The organism is Novosphingobium fluoreni, assembly GCF_014196615.1.
Lineage (GTDB): Bacteria > Pseudomonadota > Alphaproteobacteria > Sphingomonadales > Sphingomonadaceae > Novosphingobium > Novosphingobium fluoreni.
This window is the reverse complement of sequence record NZ_JACIDY010000002.1, coordinates 103,349-122,791: the sequence shown is the minus strand read 5'-3', so window position 1 is coordinate 122,791 and position 19,443 is coordinate 103,349. Positions and strand designations below refer to the sequence as shown.

At 63.2% G+C, this 19,443-nt stretch carries 21 protein-coding genes; 2 read left to right on the top strand and 19 right to left on the bottom strand.

Annotated features, from left to right (window positions below):
• Positions 1 to 27: 27 nt before the first annotated feature.
• The 12 genes from GGR39_RS04265 to cpaB form a co-directional block, all read right to left on the bottom strand.
• The gene (locus GGR39_RS04265; RefSeq protein ID WP_183616044.1) at positions 28 to 489 is read right to left on the bottom strand and encodes a hypothetical protein; all 462 of its coding nucleotides are present in this window, start codon (positions 487 to 489) and stop codon (positions 28 to 30) included.
• Between the two features lie 25 nt (positions 490 to 514).
• Positions 515 to 967: a TadE/TadG family type IV pilus assembly protein gene (locus GGR39_RS04260; protein WP_425490580.1), complete on the bottom strand. Its 453-nt coding sequence runs from the start codon at positions 965 to 967 to the stop codon at positions 515 to 517.
• Positions 964 to 1,137: a Flp family type IVb pilin gene (locus GGR39_RS04255; protein WP_183616043.1), complete on the bottom strand. Its 174-nt coding sequence runs from the start codon at positions 1,135 to 1,137 to the stop codon at positions 964 to 966. Before GGR39_RS04255 ends, GGR39_RS04260 begins: the two co-directional genes overlap by 4 nt.
• Before the next feature lie 71 nt (positions 1,138 to 1,208).
• Entirely contained in the window at positions 1,209 to 1,385 is a 177-nt protein-coding gene (locus GGR39_RS04250; RefSeq protein ID WP_183616042.1) for a Flp family type IVb pilin, read from the bottom strand.
• A gap of 149 nt (positions 1,386 to 1,534) precedes the next feature.
• A complete protein-coding gene (locus tag GGR39_RS04245) occupies positions 1,535 to 3,298 on the bottom strand; it encodes a TadG family pilus assembly protein (protein ID WP_343055769.1) in 1,764 nt (587 codons plus the stop codon).
• A gap of 5 nt (positions 3,299 to 3,303) precedes the next feature.
• Positions 3,304 to 3,999 carry a tetratricopeptide repeat protein gene (locus GGR39_RS04240; protein WP_183616040.1) on the bottom strand — a complete coding sequence of 232 codons (696 nt, stop codon included), beginning with the start codon at positions 3,997 to 3,999 and terminating at the stop codon, positions 3,304 to 3,306.
• Positions 4,000 to 4,001: 2 nt separating this feature from the next.
• A complete protein-coding gene (locus tag GGR39_RS04235) occupies positions 4,002 to 4,898 on the bottom strand; it encodes a type II secretion system F family protein (protein ID WP_183616039.1) in 897 nt (298 codons plus the stop codon).
• The gene (locus tag GGR39_RS04230) at positions 4,898 to 5,806 is read right to left on the bottom strand and encodes a type II secretion system F family protein (protein ID WP_183616038.1); all 909 of its coding nucleotides are present in this window, start codon (positions 5,804 to 5,806) and stop codon (positions 4,898 to 4,900) included. Before GGR39_RS04230 ends, GGR39_RS04235 begins: the two co-directional genes overlap by 1 nt.
• Positions 5,800 to 7,158, bottom strand: coding sequence for a TadA family conjugal transfer-associated ATPase (locus GGR39_RS04225; RefSeq protein ID WP_183616037.1), 1,359 nt, complete (start codon positions 7,156 to 7,158; stop codon positions 5,800 to 5,802). The genes GGR39_RS04230 and GGR39_RS04225 overlap by 7 nt, the downstream gene beginning before the upstream one ends.
• The gene (locus GGR39_RS04220; protein WP_183616036.1) at positions 7,155 to 8,321 is read right to left on the bottom strand and encodes a CpaE/TadZ family protein; all 1,167 of its coding nucleotides are present in this window, start codon (positions 8,319 to 8,321) and stop codon (positions 7,155 to 7,157) included. Before GGR39_RS04220 ends, GGR39_RS04225 begins: the two co-directional genes overlap by 4 nt.
• Position 8,322: 1 nt before the next feature.
• Complete coding sequence (locus GGR39_RS04215; RefSeq protein WP_343055768.1) at positions 8,323 to 9,486, bottom strand: type II and III secretion system protein family protein; 1,164 nt, start codon at positions 9,484 to 9,486, stop codon at positions 8,323 to 8,325.
• A 26-nt stretch (positions 9,487 to 9,512) separates the two neighbouring features.
• The gene (gene cpaB / locus GGR39_RS04210) at positions 9,513 to 10,460 is read right to left on the bottom strand and encodes a Flp pilus assembly protein CpaB (protein WP_343055767.1); all 948 of its coding nucleotides are present in this window, start codon (positions 10,458 to 10,460) and stop codon (positions 9,513 to 9,515) included.
• A gap of 674 nt (positions 10,461 to 11,134) precedes the next feature.
• Here cpaB and GGR39_RS04205 point away from each other — a divergent pair.
• Positions 11,135 to 12,193, top strand: a complete 1,059-nt coding sequence (locus GGR39_RS04205) for a sensor histidine kinase (protein WP_221225966.1) — start codon at positions 11,135 to 11,137, stop codon at positions 12,191 to 12,193.
• Here GGR39_RS04205 and GGR39_RS04200 read toward each other — a convergent pair.
• The 5 genes from GGR39_RS04200 to GGR39_RS04180 all read right to left on the bottom strand — a co-directional run bounded on the left by GGR39_RS04200 (position 12,190) and on the right by GGR39_RS04180 (position 16,435).
• Complete coding sequence (locus tag GGR39_RS04200; RefSeq protein WP_183616032.1) at positions 12,190 to 12,948, bottom strand: sensor histidine kinase; 759 nt, start codon at positions 12,946 to 12,948, stop codon at positions 12,190 to 12,192. The two genes, GGR39_RS04205 and GGR39_RS04200, sit on opposite strands and share 4 nt — an antisense overlap.
• Before the next feature lie 103 nt (positions 12,949 to 13,051).
• Positions 13,052 to 13,435, bottom strand: coding sequence for a response regulator (locus tag GGR39_RS04195; protein ID WP_058737312.1), 384 nt, complete (start codon positions 13,433 to 13,435; stop codon positions 13,052 to 13,054).
• A 769-nt stretch (positions 13,436 to 14,204) separates the two neighbouring features.
• Positions 14,205 to 15,200 (bottom strand): ParB/RepB/Spo0J family partition protein, encoded by a 996-nt coding sequence (locus GGR39_RS04190; RefSeq protein ID WP_183616031.1) that lies wholly within the window; start codon positions 15,198 to 15,200, stop codon positions 14,205 to 14,207.
• Positions 15,201 to 15,332: 132 nt separating this feature from the next.
• Complete coding sequence (locus GGR39_RS04185; RefSeq protein ID WP_183616030.1) at positions 15,333 to 15,863, bottom strand: prepilin peptidase; 531 nt, start codon at positions 15,861 to 15,863, stop codon at positions 15,333 to 15,335.
• Positions 15,860 to 16,435 (bottom strand): 2OG-Fe(II) oxygenase, encoded by a 576-nt coding sequence (locus GGR39_RS04180; protein ID WP_221225965.1) that lies wholly within the window; start codon positions 16,433 to 16,435, stop codon positions 15,860 to 15,862. Before GGR39_RS04180 ends, GGR39_RS04185 begins: the two co-directional genes overlap by 4 nt.
• 312 nt (positions 16,436 to 16,747) lie before the next feature.
• Here GGR39_RS04180 and GGR39_RS04175 point away from each other — a divergent pair, with 312 nt between their 5' ends.
• Positions 16,748 to 17,401 (top strand): nuclear transport factor 2 family protein, encoded by a 654-nt coding sequence (locus GGR39_RS04175; RefSeq protein WP_183616029.1) that lies wholly within the window; start codon positions 16,748 to 16,750, stop codon positions 17,399 to 17,401.
• A 22-nt stretch (positions 17,402 to 17,423) separates the two neighbouring features.
• Here the strand turns inward: GGR39_RS04175 and GGR39_RS04170 are convergent, their stop codons facing one another.
• Positions 17,424 to 17,981 carry a VOC family protein gene (locus tag GGR39_RS04170; protein ID WP_183616028.1) on the bottom strand — a complete coding sequence of 186 codons (558 nt, stop codon included), beginning with the start codon at positions 17,979 to 17,981 and terminating at the stop codon, positions 17,424 to 17,426.
• Positions 17,982 to 17,990: 9 nt separating this feature from the next.
• Positions 17,991 to 19,430 (bottom strand): 2-oxo acid dehydrogenase subunit E2, encoded by a 1,440-nt coding sequence (locus GGR39_RS04165; protein ID WP_183616027.1) that lies wholly within the window; start codon positions 19,428 to 19,430, stop codon positions 17,991 to 17,993.
• Between the last annotated feature and the right edge of the window lie 13 nt (positions 19,431 to 19,443).

The following is a 19,443-nucleotide window of genomic DNA, read 5'->3' as shown; positions in this document are numbered from 1 at the left end:
GAAGTCATGATCCCCATCTGACTTAACTTACGCAACTGCTATGGGAACCGGATAGAGCGACCACGCATATTGCTGAGTGGCAGCAAGCACGATCGCTGTAGCGATGATGACTGCCGACTGCGGATGGCAATGAGTTTGGCGAAGTTGCCCGACCGCAGCAACCGTAAAAGTCATCAACACGACTAAAATTAACATATAAATCACATTAATCGGCCCTAACCAGGCCGCCCCGGCCGCCATCAGTTTGATTTGCCCGCCCGTCAGGATGCGCAGCCGCATCCGTCCGCGCAACAGCGTCGTCACCAGACCCAGTAGCACCAGCACCGCGAGCGCCGTCACCGCACCGCCCATCAGCGCGCCGAGGCCACCGCCCAGGAACTGCACAAGCAATCCGCACGCTCCCAGCGATGCCAGGAACAGACTGGGCGTACGCCGCCCCTCCCATGGCAGGATCACCACCGGCAGCAGCAACACGACCAAACCGGCCAAGGCAAAGTATCCCCCTGCCCCCATCTCAATATCCCCCGTTCGTCACCATCACGCTGGCGCGGACATCGCTGGTCGGCAGTGGCACGAAGTTCCCGTAACGCATGATCGGACTGGAACTCATGTCATAACTGACCGTCACGCGGAACACGCCGGTCCCGTCCGGCAAGGCGGTCACTTGTGGCGTGCTGCCACCCAGCAGATCGTCATAGCCGCTCAGAACTTGCAAAGCGCGGGTCTGCGCCAGCCCCGCACGCTCGACCGTGGACAAGCCCGCCATCGCCGCGCGCGCGCCTTCCGCCGCTGCCTGGCGCACGCCCAGAACAGCAGTGAAATAGATTGAATAGACGATCACTCCGAAAGCCAGCATCAGCAAGGCTGGCGCCAGGAGTGCAAACTCCAGCGCGGCCAGCCCCCGACGCTCGCGCCGGAAGCGGCGCAGGTGATGCGGCAACACGCGTGATGCCGACCGCCCGGTCACGCGCCGGTGAAGATCTTGCCAAAGGCGGTGCCGAGACCGCTCTGGAACGATGCACCCACCGCGACGATCGCCGCCACGACGATGGCACCAAGCACGGCGTACTCAACTGCGGTTAGGCCGCCTTCGTCGTCTCGCAGTCGGCGGATCAGGCTAAGGATAGAACGAGGCATCATCGCTTCCCCCTTGATGTGCGTGTCGCAAAAAGGCGGCCACTGACGACCGCGAGCAGCGGCAGATGAATTCAAACGCCCTTGGTAAACAGCTTTCCAAAGGCCGTGCCGAGGCCAGTCTGAAATTGAGTACCTACCGCCACGATCGCAGCGACGACGATCGCGCCGAGGACTGCGTATTCAACAGCGGTTAGGCCACGATCATCGGCGGCGAGACGGGCGAAAAATTTGTAGAACGCATCAGTCATGATAATTCTCCTTCCTCCAAAACAATATACCACGCCACTGGAGGATATTTCAGGCGAGACTTGTATCCGAAGAGACTCACTATTTTATTTATTATCAATAAACCATCCTATTTAAAATACTGTATAAATTATAGTACAATTGAATACATTCAAATCAGTACTGGCACTCCACATCTAGAACCATTTATCCATACGCTGGCGTGACCCAGTTCAACGCCCAGTGCTGCCAAGACATTGTCCAACAAGGGATCGGCACTGTTGTTGAGGACTCCACCCAGCGCGTTCACGACATTGCCGACAGACCCCAACAGCGCGCTGTCCGAGGTGTCGATCACGCAGCCGGTAAGGATCGCGCACACTTGCAGGCCACCGTTGCGGCCACCCAGAAAGCTGCCGAGGGTCCCCAGCGTATTGCCCACCTGAGAGGTATTGCCTACGATCACAGGGCGGCCGGGCGCCTGCGGACTGCCGATCGTTCCGGCACCGCCCGGCCCGAACACGGCGGTGCGCGCGCTCTCACCAACGGCGGGTTTCACCACCGCTTTGGCGTTGATCCACAACACCGGGCGTAGATCGACTAGCGGGGTGAAATCGAAATCGTTCTTGGTCAGCGTCGGCGTTAGCTTCGACATGCCGTCCGCCTTGTTCAGTCGCCCAAGGTAGATGTTCACCAGGCCGGAATTCGCGGTCATGGTGACGCGGGTCTGGGTGTTCTGCTCGACCTGGTTGGCGCAATCGATGCCGGTCACCGTGGCGCTGGCGGCGGCCACGTCGACGATCATTGGCAAGGTCGCCACGCCCGCCGGGCTGACATCCAGTTGCAGGCGGATCATCGAGGTTCCCGCCCCGGTCTCCCCCGCCGGGCCGAAAGCGAAGCGGGCGCGGGCCGAGGGATTGTTGGCGACGGCCACGACGCGCACACTGCTGCCGGGACTGGTCGGCACCAGCAGGTTTACAAGGTCCGACGCATCGACCACGCCCGGCCCGGCCTGCGCGGCATAAGTGATCAACTGGTAGGCGTTGAGCCCGGCCCGCAGCGAAGGCTGGCCGTCGGCCCCGCCCACCGGCATGTTCTTCCAAACGCCCAGCCCGAACATCCCGGCCAGCGGCACTTGATAGCCATTGCCGGTGGCCGTTGCGAAGCTGCGCAAGGCGGCAGCGGTCGCGGCATCTCCAGCGGCCGTCGAAGCAGCGCTGGCGATATCGCCGATGCCGTAAGTCCCCCTTGTCAGCTGATCATAGGTGCCGCTTTGGCCGGTGCGACTGGCCAGCGCGTCGAAGAACTTCCCGGCATCGACATTGCCGCCCATCAGCGCCTCGATCTCGGCGGTGGAGAGGCGCAGCTTTATGCCGATCAGCGCGCCCAACAGGTTGTTCACCGAATTGAGCAATGTGTTGGTGACGGTGAGATGGCCGGAAGTGACCGCGATGCCCGCCTCATCAATGCGCGCGGCGCTGGCGGTGGCGGCCAGTTCCGGGATCGGGCTGGCTTCTCCCAGAATACCGGTTATGAACCGACGGCTGCTCTTTCCCGTCGTCAGCCTGACCGCGTTCTGGACGGTGCTGCCGGGGCAATCCGCCAGATTGGCCGCAGCCACGAAGCGCGCGCCCGCCGGATATCGGGCGTCGACGTTCGCACAGTAGTAGCCGACCTGCGTAGATTTCAGCACAGAGACCGGGTAGCCGTTCTTCACCAGATAATCGGTGGCGCGCTGCTGCGCCTGCGCCGGGTTCAACGCCGCCGAAAGCGCTGCCGCCTCCGTCGCCGAGCGCAATTCCCGACTGTCCATGTAGTATAGCCCGAGGTCCATCGAGACCCCCGCCGCCGCCAGCAAGGAGATCGCGAGCACCGCCACCGCCGGGCCGACGACACCGCGATCGTCCCGGCGCAGACGTTGGAGCGTGGCGCACACTCGGCTCATTGCGCCATCGGCACGATGCCGCCCCCCGCTTGCGCGATCCTGAGCGCCTCACGACCCAGTTCCTGCTGCACGCGCGATCGCTCGGTCGTGTCCCGGATGCGGGAGAGCAAGGCGGCGGCTTCGGCTGAGCGGCCTGTCGCCGTCAGTGCCAGCGCCAGGTTGTTGCGCACCACCGCATTGGCCGGCGCGCCATCGGGCACGAGGTCCAGCGCCCGGCGAAGCGTCTCCACCGCTTGCACGCCTGCACCTGCACGCAGTTGCGCATAGCCGTGCGCATTGGCGATGAAGGGGTCCGCCGGGCTCGCCGCCTGAGCCGCTGCGTAGGCCTGGGCGGCATCGCCCCACTGGCCTTGCGCGGTGAAGACGTGCCCTCGCACCGCCAACGCACCCGCGCTGCGATCGTCTGCCGGGATGCGCGCCAGGGCCTGACGCGCTCCGTCGATCTGGTTCAGGTCCAGCAGGCAATTGACTCGCAGGATGCGCGCCTCGCGATCATCAGGGTGCTGGCGTTCGAAGTCATCCAGATAGGCCAGCGCCGCCCGCGGCTTGCCGTCCGCCCGAGCCTGCCCGATCAACCCAAGATAGAGCGTGCGCGTCGAGGTTTCAGAAGCCTGCTCCTCCTGCCGCGCCGCGACTTGCGAAGCGAGCAACGCCAGCGGCAAGATCAACGCAGCGATCAGAGGTGCGCGCATCTCTATCCTCCCACGCCGTTGAGAGTGTCGAGGATCGCCGCTACCGGCGGCCCTGCCAGCACGATGAACAGCGCCGGCATGAAGAAGATCAGCATTAGGATCACCATGCGCACGGTGACCTTGCCGATCGCTTCCTTGGCCCGCATGACCCGGCGCTGCGAGAACTCGCGGATGAACTCGCGCAGCGCCGGCACCAGTTCCATGCCCTGGAACATCGACTGCCGGAATAGCGCCGCCAGTTCCTTGGCGCCGCTGACATTGACCCGCGCCGCCCAGCGTTCGAAGGCCACCTGATAATCCTGTCCGCGATCCAGGTCTTCCACCAGCATCGCCATCAGACGGGCATGGCTGGGCACCGTCGCTTGTTCATCACGCGCGATGCCCCGGATGACCTGGTCGAGCGAGACGCCGCTTTCCAGCATCATCAGCATCAGGTCGAGCAGGAAGGGAAACTCGATCGTCAGCCTCCGCTCTCGTGCGGTGGCCTTCATGATCAGCACGTACTTCGCGGCGATCCACGTCAGCCCGAACAATGCGAGCGCGGAAAGGCCGGCCTTCATCGGGCTCGATCCCATCGACAGGACGGCCAGCAGCGTCGCCAATGCGGCGCACATGGCCGCCGCCAGCCGCAGCCAGATGAACACCTCCACCGCGCGCGGAGTGTAATAGCCTGCGTGGCGCAGGCCCTTCTCGATCTCGCTTAGGTCCTTGCCGCGCGCCAGCAACACCGGGGGCAGGCGCAGACGGCGGCGGCGTCCGCCTCCACCTGCCCCCACCAAGGCCTGGCCTTCGATCCTCTCGCGCAGAACGGTGTCCATCTCCAGCCACCGCAGTCCGGCTATCGCGATGCCGACGCTGCACGCGCACAGCGTGAACAGGAGAAGAGCGCCCCCGGTCATCAGAACTGCAACCGCAACATGCGCCGGATCACCAGGATGCCCGATCCTTCCAGCACCAGGGCGGCGGTCGTCAACGTCTTGCCGCGATGGTCGGACGCGAAGAACTCAAGGTAAGCGGGGTTCAGGAATACCAGCAGCAGCATCGCCAGCAGCGGCATGGTGATCAGCACGCGCGAGCTGACTTTCGCCTCGGACGTGGCGGCCACCAGTTCGCGGCGGATGCGCACCCTTTCGCGCAGGATATGCGCCAGGTTGTGGAATACGCCGGAGATGGAGCCGCCATAGCGCAAGTTGGTGCGGATCGCTGCGGCCAGCATCGAGACTTCGGGCACCTGCAGCCGATCGGCCATCTGCTGCATCGTCTCGCCCACCGGCGCGCCCATCGCCAGCTTCCGGGCGGTGGGCGCGAAATAGCTTTTCAGCGCCTCAGGCGCATCGGCCAGCGCCCGCTCCAGCGCCTGCGACAGCGAACTGCCGATCCCCTGCAACTGGCGCACGTTATCCAAGTAAAGCGGCAGCGCTTCCGACAAGGCGTCCACCCGCTTGCGCGCCCTGCCGCTGAGCCATGAGTGCGCGACCAGCGGCAGTCCGATCAGCAACAGCACCGTCGCTTCCGGGCCGGCGACCAGCAGCAGGATCCAGGCGGCCAGCAGCACGCTCATCACAAAGATGCGCAGCGTCGTGTTGGTCAGCTCCAGCTGGGCCTGGGCCAGCAGCGGGGCCATCCGATCCGGCACGGAGATCGCCACGAGCGGGCGCGTGGCTGGCGGGGGGACGTTGATCGGGCCGATGGCGCCCAGGCGGCGATCGATCATCGCCAGTTCGCGCCCGCGCTCACCGAACCAGTGGACCACCAACCCGCCCAGGATCAGCGCGGCCAGCAGCAGATAGGCGGCTCCCTTTACCATGCCCCCACCCCTTCCTCACCGGCGGTCAGCACCGGGCTGACGTAATCACGCAGCCGGGCGGCGTGGTACGGGCGCGGCGACATCGTTTTGAATACGCCCTCGCCCGATCCCGGCACCTGCTCCTCGAAACGGAACAATTCGTTGAGCGAGAAAGCCTCACCCTCGACGCCGGTGACTTCGGCGACGGACGTCACGCGGCGCGACCCGTTGGACAACCGTTGGATATTGACGATCACGTGGATCGAGTTGGCGACGAAGCGGCGCACCGCGCGCACGTCGTTCTGCTGGCCGGCAAAGCCCAGCAACATCTCCAATCGCGACAAGGCATCGCGCGGGCTGTTGCCATGCAGCGTCGCCATCGAGCCGTCGTGCCCGGTGGACATCGCCTGCAGCATCTCCACCGCCTCCACCCCACGCACCTCGCCCAGGATGATGCGATCGGGCCGCATTCGCAGGGCGTTGCGCAGCAAGTCGCGCGCGCCGACTTCGCGGCTGCCATCGACATTGGGGGGCCGCGTTTCCAGGCGGACAACGTGATCCTGCCGCAGTTGCAGCTCCGCGGCGTCCTCGATGGTGACGAGGCGTTCCTTGTTGCTGATGAAGCCGGACAGCACGTTCAGCAGCGTCGTCTTGCCGGAGCCGGTGCCGCCGCAGATCAACACGTTCAGACGCGATTTCACGGCGCTGGCAAGATAGGCCGCCATCGTCGCGCTCATCGATCCGGCGGTAAGGTAGTCCTCCACGCTTAGCTTCTGCAGGCGGAACTTGCGGATCGAGACCAGCGGGCCATCCAGCGCGATCGGCGGGATGACGATGTTGACGCGGCTGCCATCCGCCAGTCGGGCATCGACGAACGGCGTCGCCTCATCCACGCGGCGGCCGATCGGGCCGACGATGCGCTGGATGATGTTCATCAGGTGCGCATCATCGCGAAAACGCGTGTCCACCCGCTCCAGGATGCCACCGCGCTCGGCGTAGATGGTGTTGGCGCCGTTGACGATGATATCGTCCACCGTGGGATCGCGCAAAAGGGGAGCCAGCGGGCCCAGGCCGATCACCTCGTCGATCACGTCTTCGATCAGCAGCAGGCGTTCCGCACTGTTCAGCGCCAACTGGCCGCGCCGGCTGCGGCTGTTGATGACCTGCTCGATCTCGTAGCGCAGCCCCCGCTCTTCCAGCTGCTCAGTGGTCATCCCCTGCGCTTCGAGATGTTCGATCACTTGCGCGCAGGTCAGCGCCTTCACCGACTGGTAGCTGTCGCTCATCCGCTGGGCGGACGGCTGCGACACCGTCATCCGCCGGGGCGCGGAAAGCGCCGTCGCCTGCGAGGCATCGCTGGTGAGCAGGCTCATGCGCTGCGCTCCACCGTGCGCATGATCTTTCGCTTCACCCGTTCAAAGCTGGCGACAGCGCCACGAGAGGGGCCATCGCGGCCGATCGCGCGCCGCACCGCGTGGGCATAGGCCCCGCCGTCACGCTCGATCATCATCGGGCGGCCAGCGTTCAAGGCATTGCGCAGGCGGACGCGGTCCACCGGGACGCCGATCACATGTTCGATCCCCAGGACATCTGCCATGCGCCGGCCATCCAGCAGGACGCGCACGTCATGATCCCACACCACCAGGCGCAGCCGCTCGGCACTAGCGGTGTCCAACGCGATCCGGTCCAGCAAGCGGCGGCAAGCGTCCAGCTCGCGAATCGACTGGGCGCAGACGATCTCTATCGCGCCCGCTTGGGATGCCAGTTCCCGCAGCAGCCCGCCATTGCGCAAGGACCCTGCGCACAGCACGATATGGGCGCAACTGGCGCGCAGGATCTGCACCAGGCCGACAATGTCGGTGGGACCAACGCCGACCGGCTCGCCGCCGGTGCCGCCGTCCAGCGTCAAAAGCGCAAGGCCGCTGGACTCGTGCCGCGCCAGGGCGTCCGCCAGCAGGCTGGCATCCAGCCGGTCCAGATCGGCAACGGCGGAAGCGATGCCATAATCCACCTTGAGGTCCAGATAGGCCTCGGCAGTGCTGGACGGCAGCGTGCAATCGATCAGCAGCGTGGAAGCCGGCGCCATGGCGTGGGCCAGCGCGATATCGGTGGCGAGCAGCGCGGTCGCCTCCTCGTCCGTGCCCAGCACCAAGGTCAGCCGCGCCAAGCGTCCCTGCGTGGCGAGCGCGGAATTGAGTACGCGGGTGAGGACGCTGGCGATTTCCCCGGCACTGGCACCGCGCGGCAGCACGTCGGACGCGCCGGAGCGGATCGCTTGCAGCACGGGGCCGGCATACCAGTCCTCGGTTGCCACCACGATGGCACGCCCCTGCGCCGCCTGCGCCACCTCGCCCAATACGCTGGACAGCATCCGATCCGCCGGGATCGATGCATGATCGAGCACGATGACGCCGGGCCCGACAAGTTCCGCATCGGCCAGCGATTGCACCATCTCGACCGGAATGTGATCGCCCATCGCTTCAGCGATCCGCTTGCACAAGGTGCGATCGACGGAGAGGAGATAGATGCGTGCCATGTCAGCGCCTCACCACACCGAAGTCCGCAACGGCTTTCTCGACACCGTCCTTGCCGGAGATCATTTGCGCCACGCTGGGATCGAGCGCCGCCGGATCACTCAAAGGCGGCTTCTCACCGGGCTCCACCAGTCGCGGCGTGGCGACGATGATCAGCTCCTGGCGTTCCTTCTGGTTCTGCTGGCGCTTGAAGAATGCGCCCAGCACCGGGATGTCACCCAGAAAGGGCACCTTGTCCTTGGTGACCTGGCTGTTCGTGTAATTCAGCCCGGCGATCACGAAGCTTTGGCCGCTGCCCAGCTCCACGGTAGTATCGGCAAACCGCTCGCGTATGCCGGGGACGGTGTATCCCTGCAGCTGCACGCCGCTGCCATAGTCCAGCTCGCTGACCTCGGGCCTGATCCGCATGACGATGTGATCGTTGCCCAGGACATAGGGCGTGACCTTGAGGTTGATCCCGAATTTCTCGTACTGAATGGTGATCGTGGACGATCCGAACCCGCTGGACTGCGGCACTGGAATGGGGAAGCGGCCGCCGGCGTTGAATTCCGCGCTATCTCCAGACCGTACCAGCAACGTCGGCTGCGCCAGCAACTGAGACAGGCCATTGCTTGACAAGGCGCTGAGCACCGCGCCGATGCCCCGGTTGCGAGCCGAAAGGAACAGGTTGAACGCACTAGACAGCGGCGCGCTGGTCTTAAGCGCAAGGCCGCCGCCGCCGAACGCATAGTCGGTCAGGCTGCTGGGAGAGACGACGGCGCCCTGGATATCGCCGGATAGTTTGCTGAAATTGAAGCCCAGTGCCTTCAGCGTGGAGGAGTTCACCGCCGCGAACTGCACGTCCACCGCAACGACTTTCTCACCCGGGCGCATAACTCCGGCAACGCCGCCGTTGCTGGAACTGACACGCGGCGACACCGCGATCAGCGCCTGGCGCAGGATGCGGCCGTCTGCGCTGTAGACGCTCAGGGTGGTTTCGCCCGTGCCGATGCCGGTGATCCGCAACGATCGCGCGGTGGGCGCGGTCACATCGATCACATTCTCCGCGCTCACCTCGATCCGGCCGATCGCAGTGGCGAAGTTCAGTGTGCGTGCATCATCCACCAGCAATGTCTGGTCCGCCACGGCGGCCAGCGCCGGGGACGCGGAAGCGACCGTCAGGGCCACGAGGGCACATGCTCCAAGCAGCGCCCTCATTGCACCCCGCCCCCCGAATAGATGACTTCGCGGTTGCCACCCACCACCAGTTCGATCGCGTGCGGCTGCGGCGCGCGGCGCGCGGGTCGCGGTGGGGCTTGTTGCACCGCCATCTGCATCGGCATGGGCATCGGGGCTGGCGCCATGATCTGAGGCTGCGCCGCCGCGCGGATCGGCGAGGAAGAAATCTGCGCGATCTCCACTTGATCCCGATCATCCGGGTTGCGGAGTGAAAGCGTCAAGGAGCCCACATTCTTGGCGAGCGACAGTTCGGCCACCTGCGGCGGTGTCAGCGCCAGGGTGACGGTGCGGGCCGCTTGCGTGGCCATTGCCGGGGGCGGTGTCGCGGCCTGCCCGCTCGTCTGGCCAACCGTGGCGGACGCATTTTGCGGCGCAAGCGTGCCCACTACCAGATCACCCACGGCCAGCACCGGCACGAGCTGCAACAAAGTCCGCGCCCGGCTGCCGCCATTGCCCCGCGCGCCGGAGATCGCATCTTCTCCGGGATAGACCACTTGCACGTCCACGCGATCGCCTGGCCGCACCAGACCGGCCACCGCGATCTCCGCCGTCGTATCGATGCTGATCGCGCGCATGCCCACCGGCACGCGGATCGCAAGGTTGGCCTCGCCGCCCAACAGGCTGCGCGGGATCAGGGTGTTGGCCGGAATATCACGAATGGCGACTTTGCCGATCACCTCTGAAGGAATGGCGACGCCGGGGTTCGAACCGGGGGCGACGGAGGCGTTGCGGATCATGTCTGCGGTGATGGTTTCACCCGTCCGGATGCCGCGCGCCGTGGCGGCCAGAACCATCGTGGCCGCCGGTGCCGCCATCCGCGATGTATCGTTCGCGGCCGCCGGGTCGACCTCAGCGTCAGAGCGCATCAGATCGCGCACCCCAAGCACTGCGAACGCCGCAGCGGCACAAAGACCGACTCCCATCGTCAATTTGGCTCTCGCACCAAGGCGCATGTCACTCCCCTCGACATTTGCGCACTACAATCGGACCGCTTGCCCAAGCATCCGACAGACCAACCGAATTGCGGATCGCTCCGGAATGGACTGCAAGTTGGGGGGTAACATCGGATTTCGAGCAATTCGGCACGCAGAAGCAACCAAACTGGCCACATTGTGCCATCCAGCTCTGGCCAAGTGTTAACGGGGAGCCTTCGCGCTGTTCGCGCAGGAAACCTGCCGCTGCGCAAAATACCTAGCAAGGTCGCAAAAATAGGCGATGGATGGTGTTAAAATCCAAATGCTCGATACGGTTCTTTTCAACCCTTCCAGACACGGCGCCTCGCTTGCTATCGGCGTTTCGGAATTGGCTCGCCCGCGAATAGCCGGGCACCGAAAGACTTATCCGCAAATATACTTATTCATCTGGCGATCACTTCGGCTGCCTTAGCGCTCGTATTGGGTTATGGAACGGGCTGTTGATAAGCCGGATTGGAAAAGTGAAATGCGCCGGGGCACCACGTTGATGGGCAAAGATGGGCACGTCCTGGCTTTGGTCTGACTTGGACGGCCCAAGGCATGGGACACGGCCACAGCCTTGGCCGGCCCTTCTTTGCGCCGCCGCCTTAAGCGCCTTTACTCCTGACGCGGAAATAGCCGGCGTGTTCGCCGTATTTTCGATCGGATCGTTGTTCGCCGTCTCGGCACAGCTCCAGCTGCGCATACTGATGATGGCTTTGCTGGCTTTTCTGCTCATCGAACCGCGCACGCTTTCAAGCGCTTCCTATATTCTGATCCTTGCCCTCACGACCGGAGCGGCGTTCGCGCCGCGCTATTTCAGCTCGCGCCTCTTGCGAGCTCCACGGTGGGCGCTGCATATCCTGGGCGTCCTGACGGCGGCCTGCATCTCCGCCATGCTGATAACCAACAGCGTGATCGCGACGGTGGCAGCCCTGCTTTCCGGGTTCTATATCGGCGCTGCATTATCGCGTAAGCTGGCGATGGCGGATGCCCGGTTACTGGCCTGGGGCGATGACGGCCTCGTCGGCGTGACTCGTGACTTGCTGCTGGGCAGGATAACCAGCGGCATGCTGCATGATCTGGCGCAGCCGCTGAACGTGATTTCGATGGCGAACGGCAATCTGGGCTACATCGCCGAACACCTTCCGATCGACGAGGATACCCGCCGCCAGTTGGTGGATCGCACGGATCGCATCGCCGAACACACCCAGACCGCTGCCGCGATCCTCAGCGTATTCCGCTGGTTCGGCTGCGACGGTAGCGACCAACCCGCCGACCTGACCGTCCGCAGCGCACTGGAAAGGGCGACAACAGCCACGCGGTCCAACGTTCGCCATCACGACGTGGCGGTGGAACTGCACGGCAATGGCCTGGATTACCTGCTGCCATCCCGCCATGGCTGCCTGGAGCTGATCGCCGTCGCTGCGCTGCTTTGCGCCTTCGCCAGCTTCACCGCGCCCGATGGCACGCGCAGACGCGGCAGGGTCCTGTTGCACGCCACGCAGACGCCCGCGCATATCACAATCAGCGTGCATTGCGTGGATATGGAAGGTGCCGCAGTTTCAGGTCGCTCGATGGACTATGCCACCACTTGGCTGATCGAACAGGTCGCGCAAGAGGCTGATGGAGACTTCCAATCCATCAGCCGCCGCAATCAGCCAGAGCGCTTCGTCATTCGCCTGGGGCGTGACGATATCTAGGACGCGGCCTCGTGAGGCACGCGCGGCATCCATAGCTCGACTCTGGCGCCTTCGACCTCCCCGGGCGACAGGCGAATGCCGCCATCTGCCTTGCCGAGGATAAGGCGGCAGATGTGCAAACCCAGCCCGTTGCCGTTCGCCCCCTTGGTGGTGAAATAGGGCTCAAACAGGTCCTTTGTATCGGCCGAACTGATCCCCACGCCGTTATCGATGACGGTGCAGCGCACATCGCGCGCGGACGGCTGGATGGTGATGCGGATCAGCCCACGCTCCTGCCAGCCCTGCTTGCGCCGGTCCGCGATGCTTTCCATCCCGTTGCGCAGGATGTTGATGAAGACTTGCTCCAACTGCAGCATCGTCAGGCCCACGCACATGCTTTCTTCCGGTAGCTGCCACGCGATATCGACATGCGCCGCGATCGGCAGCAACTTGGCCAGCGTCACCGCGTTACGCGCCGCCTCGACCAGATCCGTGCTGACGACGGCGTGCTGTCGCGGATTGGCGGATGTCAGCGTGGCGGTGATCAGCGCCTGAGTGCGGTCGACCTGCTCGGCGATGCGTTCCAAAGCATCCCGCACCCGTTCACGATCGGGGGCCCCCTGCTCCATCAAGAGCCGCGCGTTTTCGGTGGCCATGGCAATGGTATAAAGGGGCTGCCGCAGCTCATGCGCCAGGATCGCCAGGGGGTCATCCCCGCCGGTACCTGAAGGCGGTGGGGCGGGTACTGCCGGAGCGATCACGCTGGCCGGATCCACGACTGCCTCTCCCGATGGATATGGGCGCGCGGAAAGCGGCTCCATAACAAATTTTATTGTCGTTACGCCTAACTGCTGAGGGCGCTTAGGGTTGTACTTGGAGCTACCCATTGGTCGCTAAAAGCACGCGCTTGAGCGTATCGATCAGCAACCCTGGCTGTACCGGTTTGCTGAGAATAGCGATGTCGGATTGCGTTTCCAGACTCTCGATCTGCGTCTGATCCCCGCTTACGAACAGATAAGAGAACTTGCGCGCGTGTAGCGTAGGGTGCGACGCCACCTTGTCGATGATGTCCAGCCCGCACTCTCGATCAAGGCGAACATCGCAAGAAATCACCCGCAGTTCCGGGCCGTTTTCCAGTTTATCGATCGCTTCGGTAAGGTCGGCCGCGCCCACTGCGCGAATGCCATGAAGCGCCATCAGCGTGACCAGCTCTTCGACGATCGCGCCGATATCATCAACGACCAATACGTTCGCATCATGCATCGCATGAACATCCTGTCTCTCCCTCCAGACCGGATCACTTGATCCAAGAGGCTGCGTTTTTTAGCTTGTTGCCTCAGCTGGTAATGAGAATTTTGCGATAATAACACTCCAAGTCAATTATTTTAGATCGCCGGTCTGGAATTTTTGTCGCCCGGAAAAGACTGGCCTCAGTCGCTCGAAGCCAACTCTTTCTAGGTCGCTTGTCCAGGCGGGGCAGCCGGATTGCTGCGGCCGCCCGCTCAGCCCCGCCCTGTTGCCAGCGGGGCTTCGTGCCCGATCTTGGGACCTGGGGCAATCGGGCACGCTGTCGCTTATCGACGAAGGCGCCCCAGAAGACCGCCCAGCACGCCTGTTACCGGCGCGATCGGCGAGCCGGGGTTTGCCCTGCCCGAACTGCCGGTCGCTCAGCCGGTTTGTCCGCCATGCCGTTGACTACTGACCCGGCCACATAGGTCACAGGATCGATCTTCGGACCCGCGCCGTCGGCAGAGCCTGTCACCGCCCGGGTAATCTGGCCAACCGTGGGCGCCAAAGCCGCTTTGGCGGAGCCGGTGCGACAGCCGACCCGGAAAATATCATTCGAAATGCGCAACGCGGGCCGACAAAGCCTGTGATGATGCGGGAGATGGCGCACTAGTAATAAAGCTTAAATGACGGCTAAGTCTTAAAAAAGTCGTTCGCCCCAGCCAGCTTTTGATCGCTTTGCCATAGTGGCGACGCCCCGCCCTTCGTATCATTTGTAAGATTATTGAGTTACGACTTTGAGAGGTTACGCGGCAGCGGACAAGGCGCGCGTCTCGGTGATGACGCGGCCCAGCGCCGTGAGCATCTCATCCAAGTTCTGATCATCCGCGACTTGAACGTCGAGAGCGATGCCATCTTTAGCCAGCCGTACCTTGCCCACCTGGACGCCGCCCACCACGATCGGGGTCTCAGCACCAGCGGGTTGATCGGTGCGCGTGGCGCTGCGCAAGCGGGTCAGCACCGTCGCCGCCGTGATCATGCGCTCACCGGAAGCCGCCAGGCGCTGTTGCTCTTCCGCGATCTGGCTTGCGGCGGCGAGAACCTGCAATCGCTGTTCCGGGCGCCGCAGCAGCGGCGTCAGAACTTCGGAATGGCGCACGCGCAACTCTGCCTTGGTTGCAAAGGCATTCACCACGTCATCGGGCATCAGCGCCAGTGACAGCAAGCGGCTGAGCTGGCTGTTCGATAGACTGAGCGCTTCCGCCATGCGCGATTGCACACCGCCATAAAACCTGTCCACCGCGCGCTGATAGCTGCGCGCCCGGTCAAGCTCGGTGATATCCTCCCGCTCCCGGTTTTCGATATCGGCGAGGCGAAACGCCTCTTCATCCGACATTTCGACGACGAGAGCGTTCAGGCGGACCTCAGGCCGACCATTGTGATTGAGCCAATTGACTGAAAACCGCCGACGGCTGCCTACCAGCAGTTCATAGGGCTGATCGGCACCGGGGGCAGACCGGCGCACCAGCACGGGGATACGATTGCCGTCCTCCTGCGCGATCGAATCGATCAGCGATCGGCAACTTTCATACGACAGTCCCGGCACATCACGGGGATTGCCATCCCATACCGAGCAATCGGAAGGACGGATCGACAAGGCGACACGCCGAGCCGCCCCCTGGTTGAAGCCCGCGAGCCGCTGATCGAGCCGCACCAGTTCCTCCCCTTCGGCCTTCAGCGCTTCCGCCGGTTCCGGTTCGTAGGAAAGGGTCGTGAGGATATCCCTGACGAAGTTTGCCATATCCGCCTTCCACAAAAAGTGCCTGTGGTTACTACTTATCGAAAAGGCGAATTGCGTATCGGCAAACAATGTTCGCACCGATTGTTTGTCAGGAACACTCAGTGCCGATCCGGTGGTACCGGCCGGCCAAGGTCAGGCCCAGGAGGCCTGAAGCGCGCTCATCGCCATTCGAAATTCCGGTATCAGCACAAGCAGTGCACCTGCGATGATCGGAACGCCATAAGGCACAGTGTCGGCGTTGACGGCGCAAAAAAGGCGTTTCAGCAATTTGAGCACCAGTCCTAACGCGCCACCCCCAAGGATGATAACGATCAGCATCGGCAGTACCAGTGCGGCTGGGGTCCACAGCAGTAGCGACAGCAGCAACTTGACGTCACCACCAGCCAGAACGCGGGCCGCGAACAATGCCAGTAGGGGGATTGCGGCCAGCAAGGGCACGGCGAGTTGATAGGCCAGGCCGACTAGGCCGGAAATACCGCCCAGTCCCACCCACCAGGGAACCGAAAGCACGGCAATCGCCGCACAATATCCGTTCGGAATGCGCCTGTGAGCGAAATCGGAATAGACGATCGCCCCACATAGCAGCAGCATGGCAAGCGCCGCCGCGAGCGTGAGGCCGGGATACACTGCACCAGCAGCAGAGAGATCGTCGACTTTGATCACCGCCAGTTCGGCCCCTCAACCCAGGTAACAAGGCTGCGCCGGGTTCCCTTGGAAACCGGCAAGACCCGATGCTGCAAGAATGAGGGGAAGATTAGAACGCTTCCACGCGGCGCGAACTGCGCGGCCGGGTTCTCTATGCCGAAGAACTCGAAAGCCCCGCCCTCATAATCCACGGGCGATGACAGCTGGACGACGACTGATAATTGGCGCGCGTAAGGCCGGGCGGACTCCAACCAGACGTCATGGTGCCAGTCGTAATGTCCGCTGTTAGTCTCATGATATTCGGTGAACTGTAGTTCATGCAGCCCCGCAATATCGACGCCGAAGTTATTTCGGTTTGAGGCGCTGACAAGCTGCATGATGCGCTCGACAATCGCGCCCTCTTGATGCGTACTCAGCCAACGAATGCTGGAAGTGCGATAGGCCAGATCACTCCGCAATGTATCCGAAAAGCCGACTGTCGCATCTTCCTCGCTATAGGTGCGGGCGCGCTCGATGATCGTGTCGCATTCCGTATCGGACAGTGCGGAAGACCATACTTCCCAGACATTCTTCACGACGATGCCTTTCATCTCAGGGAATCGCATATGCGCAAGTCACATCAGTTTGCGTATACGCAAAACATTAGAAAGTGCGGCTTACGCCAAAGAAAAAGCGCGGCTTTTTCGCATCTCCCGCTCCATTATGTTCGATATCCCTGTCCTACGCAGAGTTATAATACGCAGGCGCGCCGCTTGATCACGTCGAACAACAGCCGGCTTGGCGCCAAGCGCTTTTGCGTATTCGGCGATCGCCATTCCGCTATCCAACCCGTGATTGCTAAGTGCGTGCGGTTGCCTTCTCAGACGTTGCGCGGATATCCCTCAACTCTAGGGAGATTTGAAATGTCAGAAGAAATGCAACGCCTTTACGAACGCGTCGATCGATTGGAGTCCCTTGACCAGATCCGTCAGCTCCCAGCCAAATATGCGCTGTGTGTCGATATGCGGGATTTCGATTCCCTCGTGAATCTCTTCACCGAGGATTACCGCGTCTCGAAGACCGAGAGCGGCCGTGCGGCGTTGAAGAAGTGGTATGCCAACGTGCTGCGTGGATCACTCATCGGCAGCGCGCATGGCATCAACGGCCATGTCATCGATTTCGAAAGCCCGGACCTCGCTACCGGCCTGGTCTATTCGCGCAACGACCTTGAGCATCCCAACGTCTGGATGCATGAGATCATGTGCTATCTGGATCGGTACGAACGCCGGGATGGCATATGGTATTTCCAGCGGCGGACACCGCTCTATTGGTTCCAGTGCGACGCGCTGAATCCACCCATCGGCGGGGGCGAAGCCAAGCTGCGCTGGGAAGGCATGGAATGGCAAACAGGCGGCTTTCACTCCGCTTTCCCGACCTGGGCGGAATTCTGGGACGGGGTTGATCACTCGGAAGAACCCGTGCGCCCCCCCGCCCCACTATTCCGCTTCATCAACGAACTGCGCCGCGGGGCAGGCAATCCCAAAGTGCGGATCGATACCTCCGCGCCGAAGGAATAGCGGCTGGGAGTGATATACCCCTTTACTGCAACACGCGTACCGGGTCGGAGCCGTCCCAATCGCGGGCGGCATCCTTCATCATCTGGAACAGGCCTTCTGATCCGGCCATGGGCTGGAGATATTCGATGACATGCCCCGGGCCCTGGCCGGGATCGACGTAGATCACCGCGCCGTCGGGGCCGACTTTGCCTTCGACAATGATCTCGGCACCGACTGCGGCGCAGGCGGCTCGGGCTTCGGCGATGGATTCCACGAACACGCAGACGTGATGCAAGCGATCACGCACGGCGTATTCGCCGCTGTAGAGCGAAGGCGCATCGCTATCGGTCTTGATCAGCTCTATCTGGATGTCGCCCCAGTATCCGATCGCCATGGTGAACGTGGCATCGGTGGGCTGGCCCTTGTACTTCATGTCGTCCAGCCGGACATCGTTCAGGACAAAGAACGGGCCGACGCCGACGGTCTCGATCCAGTACTTCATCGTCGCGTCGAAGTCGGTCGGGAAGAAGGCGAGTTGGATGACCTCGCCCAGCCGTTTGAGGGGGCCGGGTCGTACAGCGCTGGCGGGTTGATTGGTCATGGCGTTTCCTTAGGCGAAGAGGCCGGCGGGTTCTTCGATGAGTGACTTCAACGTTTGCAGGAACTGCGCCCCGGCCGCGCCGTCGATCGCGCGGTGATCGACCGAGAGCGTGAACGAGATGCGGGTTTCAAAGCCGATGCCGCCCCCTGCCGTCTCGACCGGTTGGCGCAATGCGGCACCCACCGCCAGGATCGCACCTTGCGGCGGATTGATGATGGCATCGAAATTCTCGATCCCGAACATGCCGAGGTTGGACACTGAAAAGGTGCCGCCCTCCATATCCGTCATGCTGAGCCCCTTGCCCTGGGCCTTGTCGATCAGGCGACGGGTCTCGGCGGCGAGCTGGTCGATGCGCATCAAGTTGGCCTGGCGCACCACTGGCGTCACCAAACCCTTTGGGCTGGCCACCGCGATCGACACGTCGGCGTGAGGAAAGCGGTGGATCTCCTGGCCATGCACCTGCACGTTGACGTCCGGATGCCGGGCTAGCGCCATGGCGCTGGCCTTGACTATCCAGTCGTTCACCGATGCCTTGCTGCCTAGCACAAGATTAGCGGTCTTGCGCATTTCCAGCAGGGCATCGGCGCGGGCCGATGTGCGCAGGTAAAAGTGCGGGATATCCTGCTTGGCCTGGGTCAGCCGCTGCGCGACAACCTTTCGCACGCGATCGAACGGGACGATATCGGGCCGGTTGTCACCCGCGACGAATGCCGCCATCGCGGGGGCCGTCGCGCTGGCGGGCTGGGGAGCAATCGCGAGCACATCCGCCTTTGAGATGCGCCCGCGTGGCCCGGTGCCCGTCAATCCCGCCAGAGCAATGCCGTGGATCGCAGCAAGGCGACGGGCCAGCGGCGAGGCGAAGACCTGGAAGTCTTCCGCATCCAGCGTCAGCGCACCCCTGGGCGCACTGCCGGATGGGCCTCGCAGAGCCTTGACCACGTCCTGATGGGTGATGCGGCCCTGCCGCCCGGAGCCTTCGATGTCCGCGATATCGACGCCCTCATCCTCTGCCAGACGCAGGGCTTCAGGGCTGATCGGGCGGTTCGTCTCGATCCGGATGCGCGGCTTCTCAGCGGCGGGAGCAGGCGCGCTTTGAGCGTCTTCCTGTGCAGCGGCCTTGGCGCTGGCGGCTCCCTTTGCGATGCCGCCCTCGGCCGGTTTGAACGAGGCAACGAACGCGTCGATCTCTTCCTCCGAGTGATCGCCCTCGTCAAAGACCGCCAGCAGCGCGCCGACCGGCTCGGCCTCGCTGCCGCCGCCGACGATGATCCGGCGCACGGTGGCGTCGTATTCGGCGTCAACCTCGTTGGTGATCTTGGCGGTCTCGATCAGGCACAGGGTCTGGCCGCGTTTGAAGCTGTCACCTTCCTTCACGGTCCAATCGGCAATGGTGCCTTCAGTCATCTCTATGCCCCACTTGGGCATGGTGAATGCGCGGATGCGGCTCATGACAGCGGCCTCC

What these genes read in the sequence shown, in the direction of transcription:
- GGR39_RS04255 (WP_183616043.1), bottom strand. Translation starts at nt 1,137, where the DNA reads ATGCCTCGTTCTATCCTTAGCCTGATCCGCCGACTGCGAGACGACGAA.
- GGR39_RS04250 (WP_183616042.1), bottom strand. Translation starts at nt 1,385, where the DNA reads ATGACTGATGCGTTCTACAAATTTTTCGCCCGTCTCGCCGCCGATGAT.
- GGR39_RS04240 (WP_183616040.1), bottom strand. Translation starts at nt 3,999, where the DNA reads ATGCGCGCACCTCTGATCGCTGCGTTGATCTTGCCGCTGGCGTTGCTC.
- GGR39_RS04235 (WP_183616039.1), bottom strand. Translation starts at nt 4,898, where the DNA reads ATGACCGGGGGCGCTCTTCTCCTGTTCACGCTGTGCGCGTGCAGCGTC.
- GGR39_RS04230 (WP_183616038.1), bottom strand. Translation starts at nt 5,806, where the DNA reads ATGGTAAAGGGAGCCGCCTATCTGCTGCTGGCCGCGCTGATCCTGGGC.
- GGR39_RS04225 (WP_183616037.1), bottom strand. Translation starts at nt 7,158, where the DNA reads ATGAGCCTGCTCACCAGCGATGCCTCGCAGGCGACGGCGCTTTCCGCG.
- GGR39_RS04220 (WP_183616036.1), bottom strand. Translation starts at nt 8,321, where the DNA reads ATGGCACGCATCTATCTCCTCTCCGTCGATCGCACCTTGTGCAAGCGG.
- cpaB (WP_343055767.1), bottom strand. Translation starts at nt 10,460, where the DNA reads ATGGGAGTCGGTCTTTGTGCCGCTGCGGCGTTCGCAGTGCTTGGGGTG.
- GGR39_RS04195 (WP_058737312.1), bottom strand. Translation starts at nt 13,435, where the DNA reads ATGCATGATGCGAACGTATTGGTCGTTGATGATATCGGCGCGATCGTC.
- GGR39_RS04190 (WP_183616031.1), bottom strand. Translation starts at nt 15,200, where the DNA reads ATGGCAAACTTCGTCAGGGATATCCTCACGACCCTTTCCTACGAACCG.
- GGR39_RS04180 (WP_221225965.1), bottom strand. Translation starts at nt 16,435, where the DNA reads ATGAAAGGCATCGTCGTGAAGAATGTCTGGGAAGTATGGTCTTCCGCA.
- GGR39_RS04175 (WP_183616029.1), top strand. Translation starts at nt 16,748, where the DNA reads ATGTCAGAAGAAATGCAACGCCTTTACGAACGCGTCGATCGATTGGAG.
- GGR39_RS04170 (WP_183616028.1), bottom strand. Translation starts at nt 17,981, where the DNA reads ATGACCAATCAACCCGCCAGCGCTGTACGACCCGGCCCCCTCAAACGG.
- GGR39_RS04165 (WP_183616027.1), bottom strand. Translation starts at nt 19,430, where the DNA reads ATGAGCCGCATCCGCGCATTCACCATGCCCAAGTGGGGCATAGAGATG.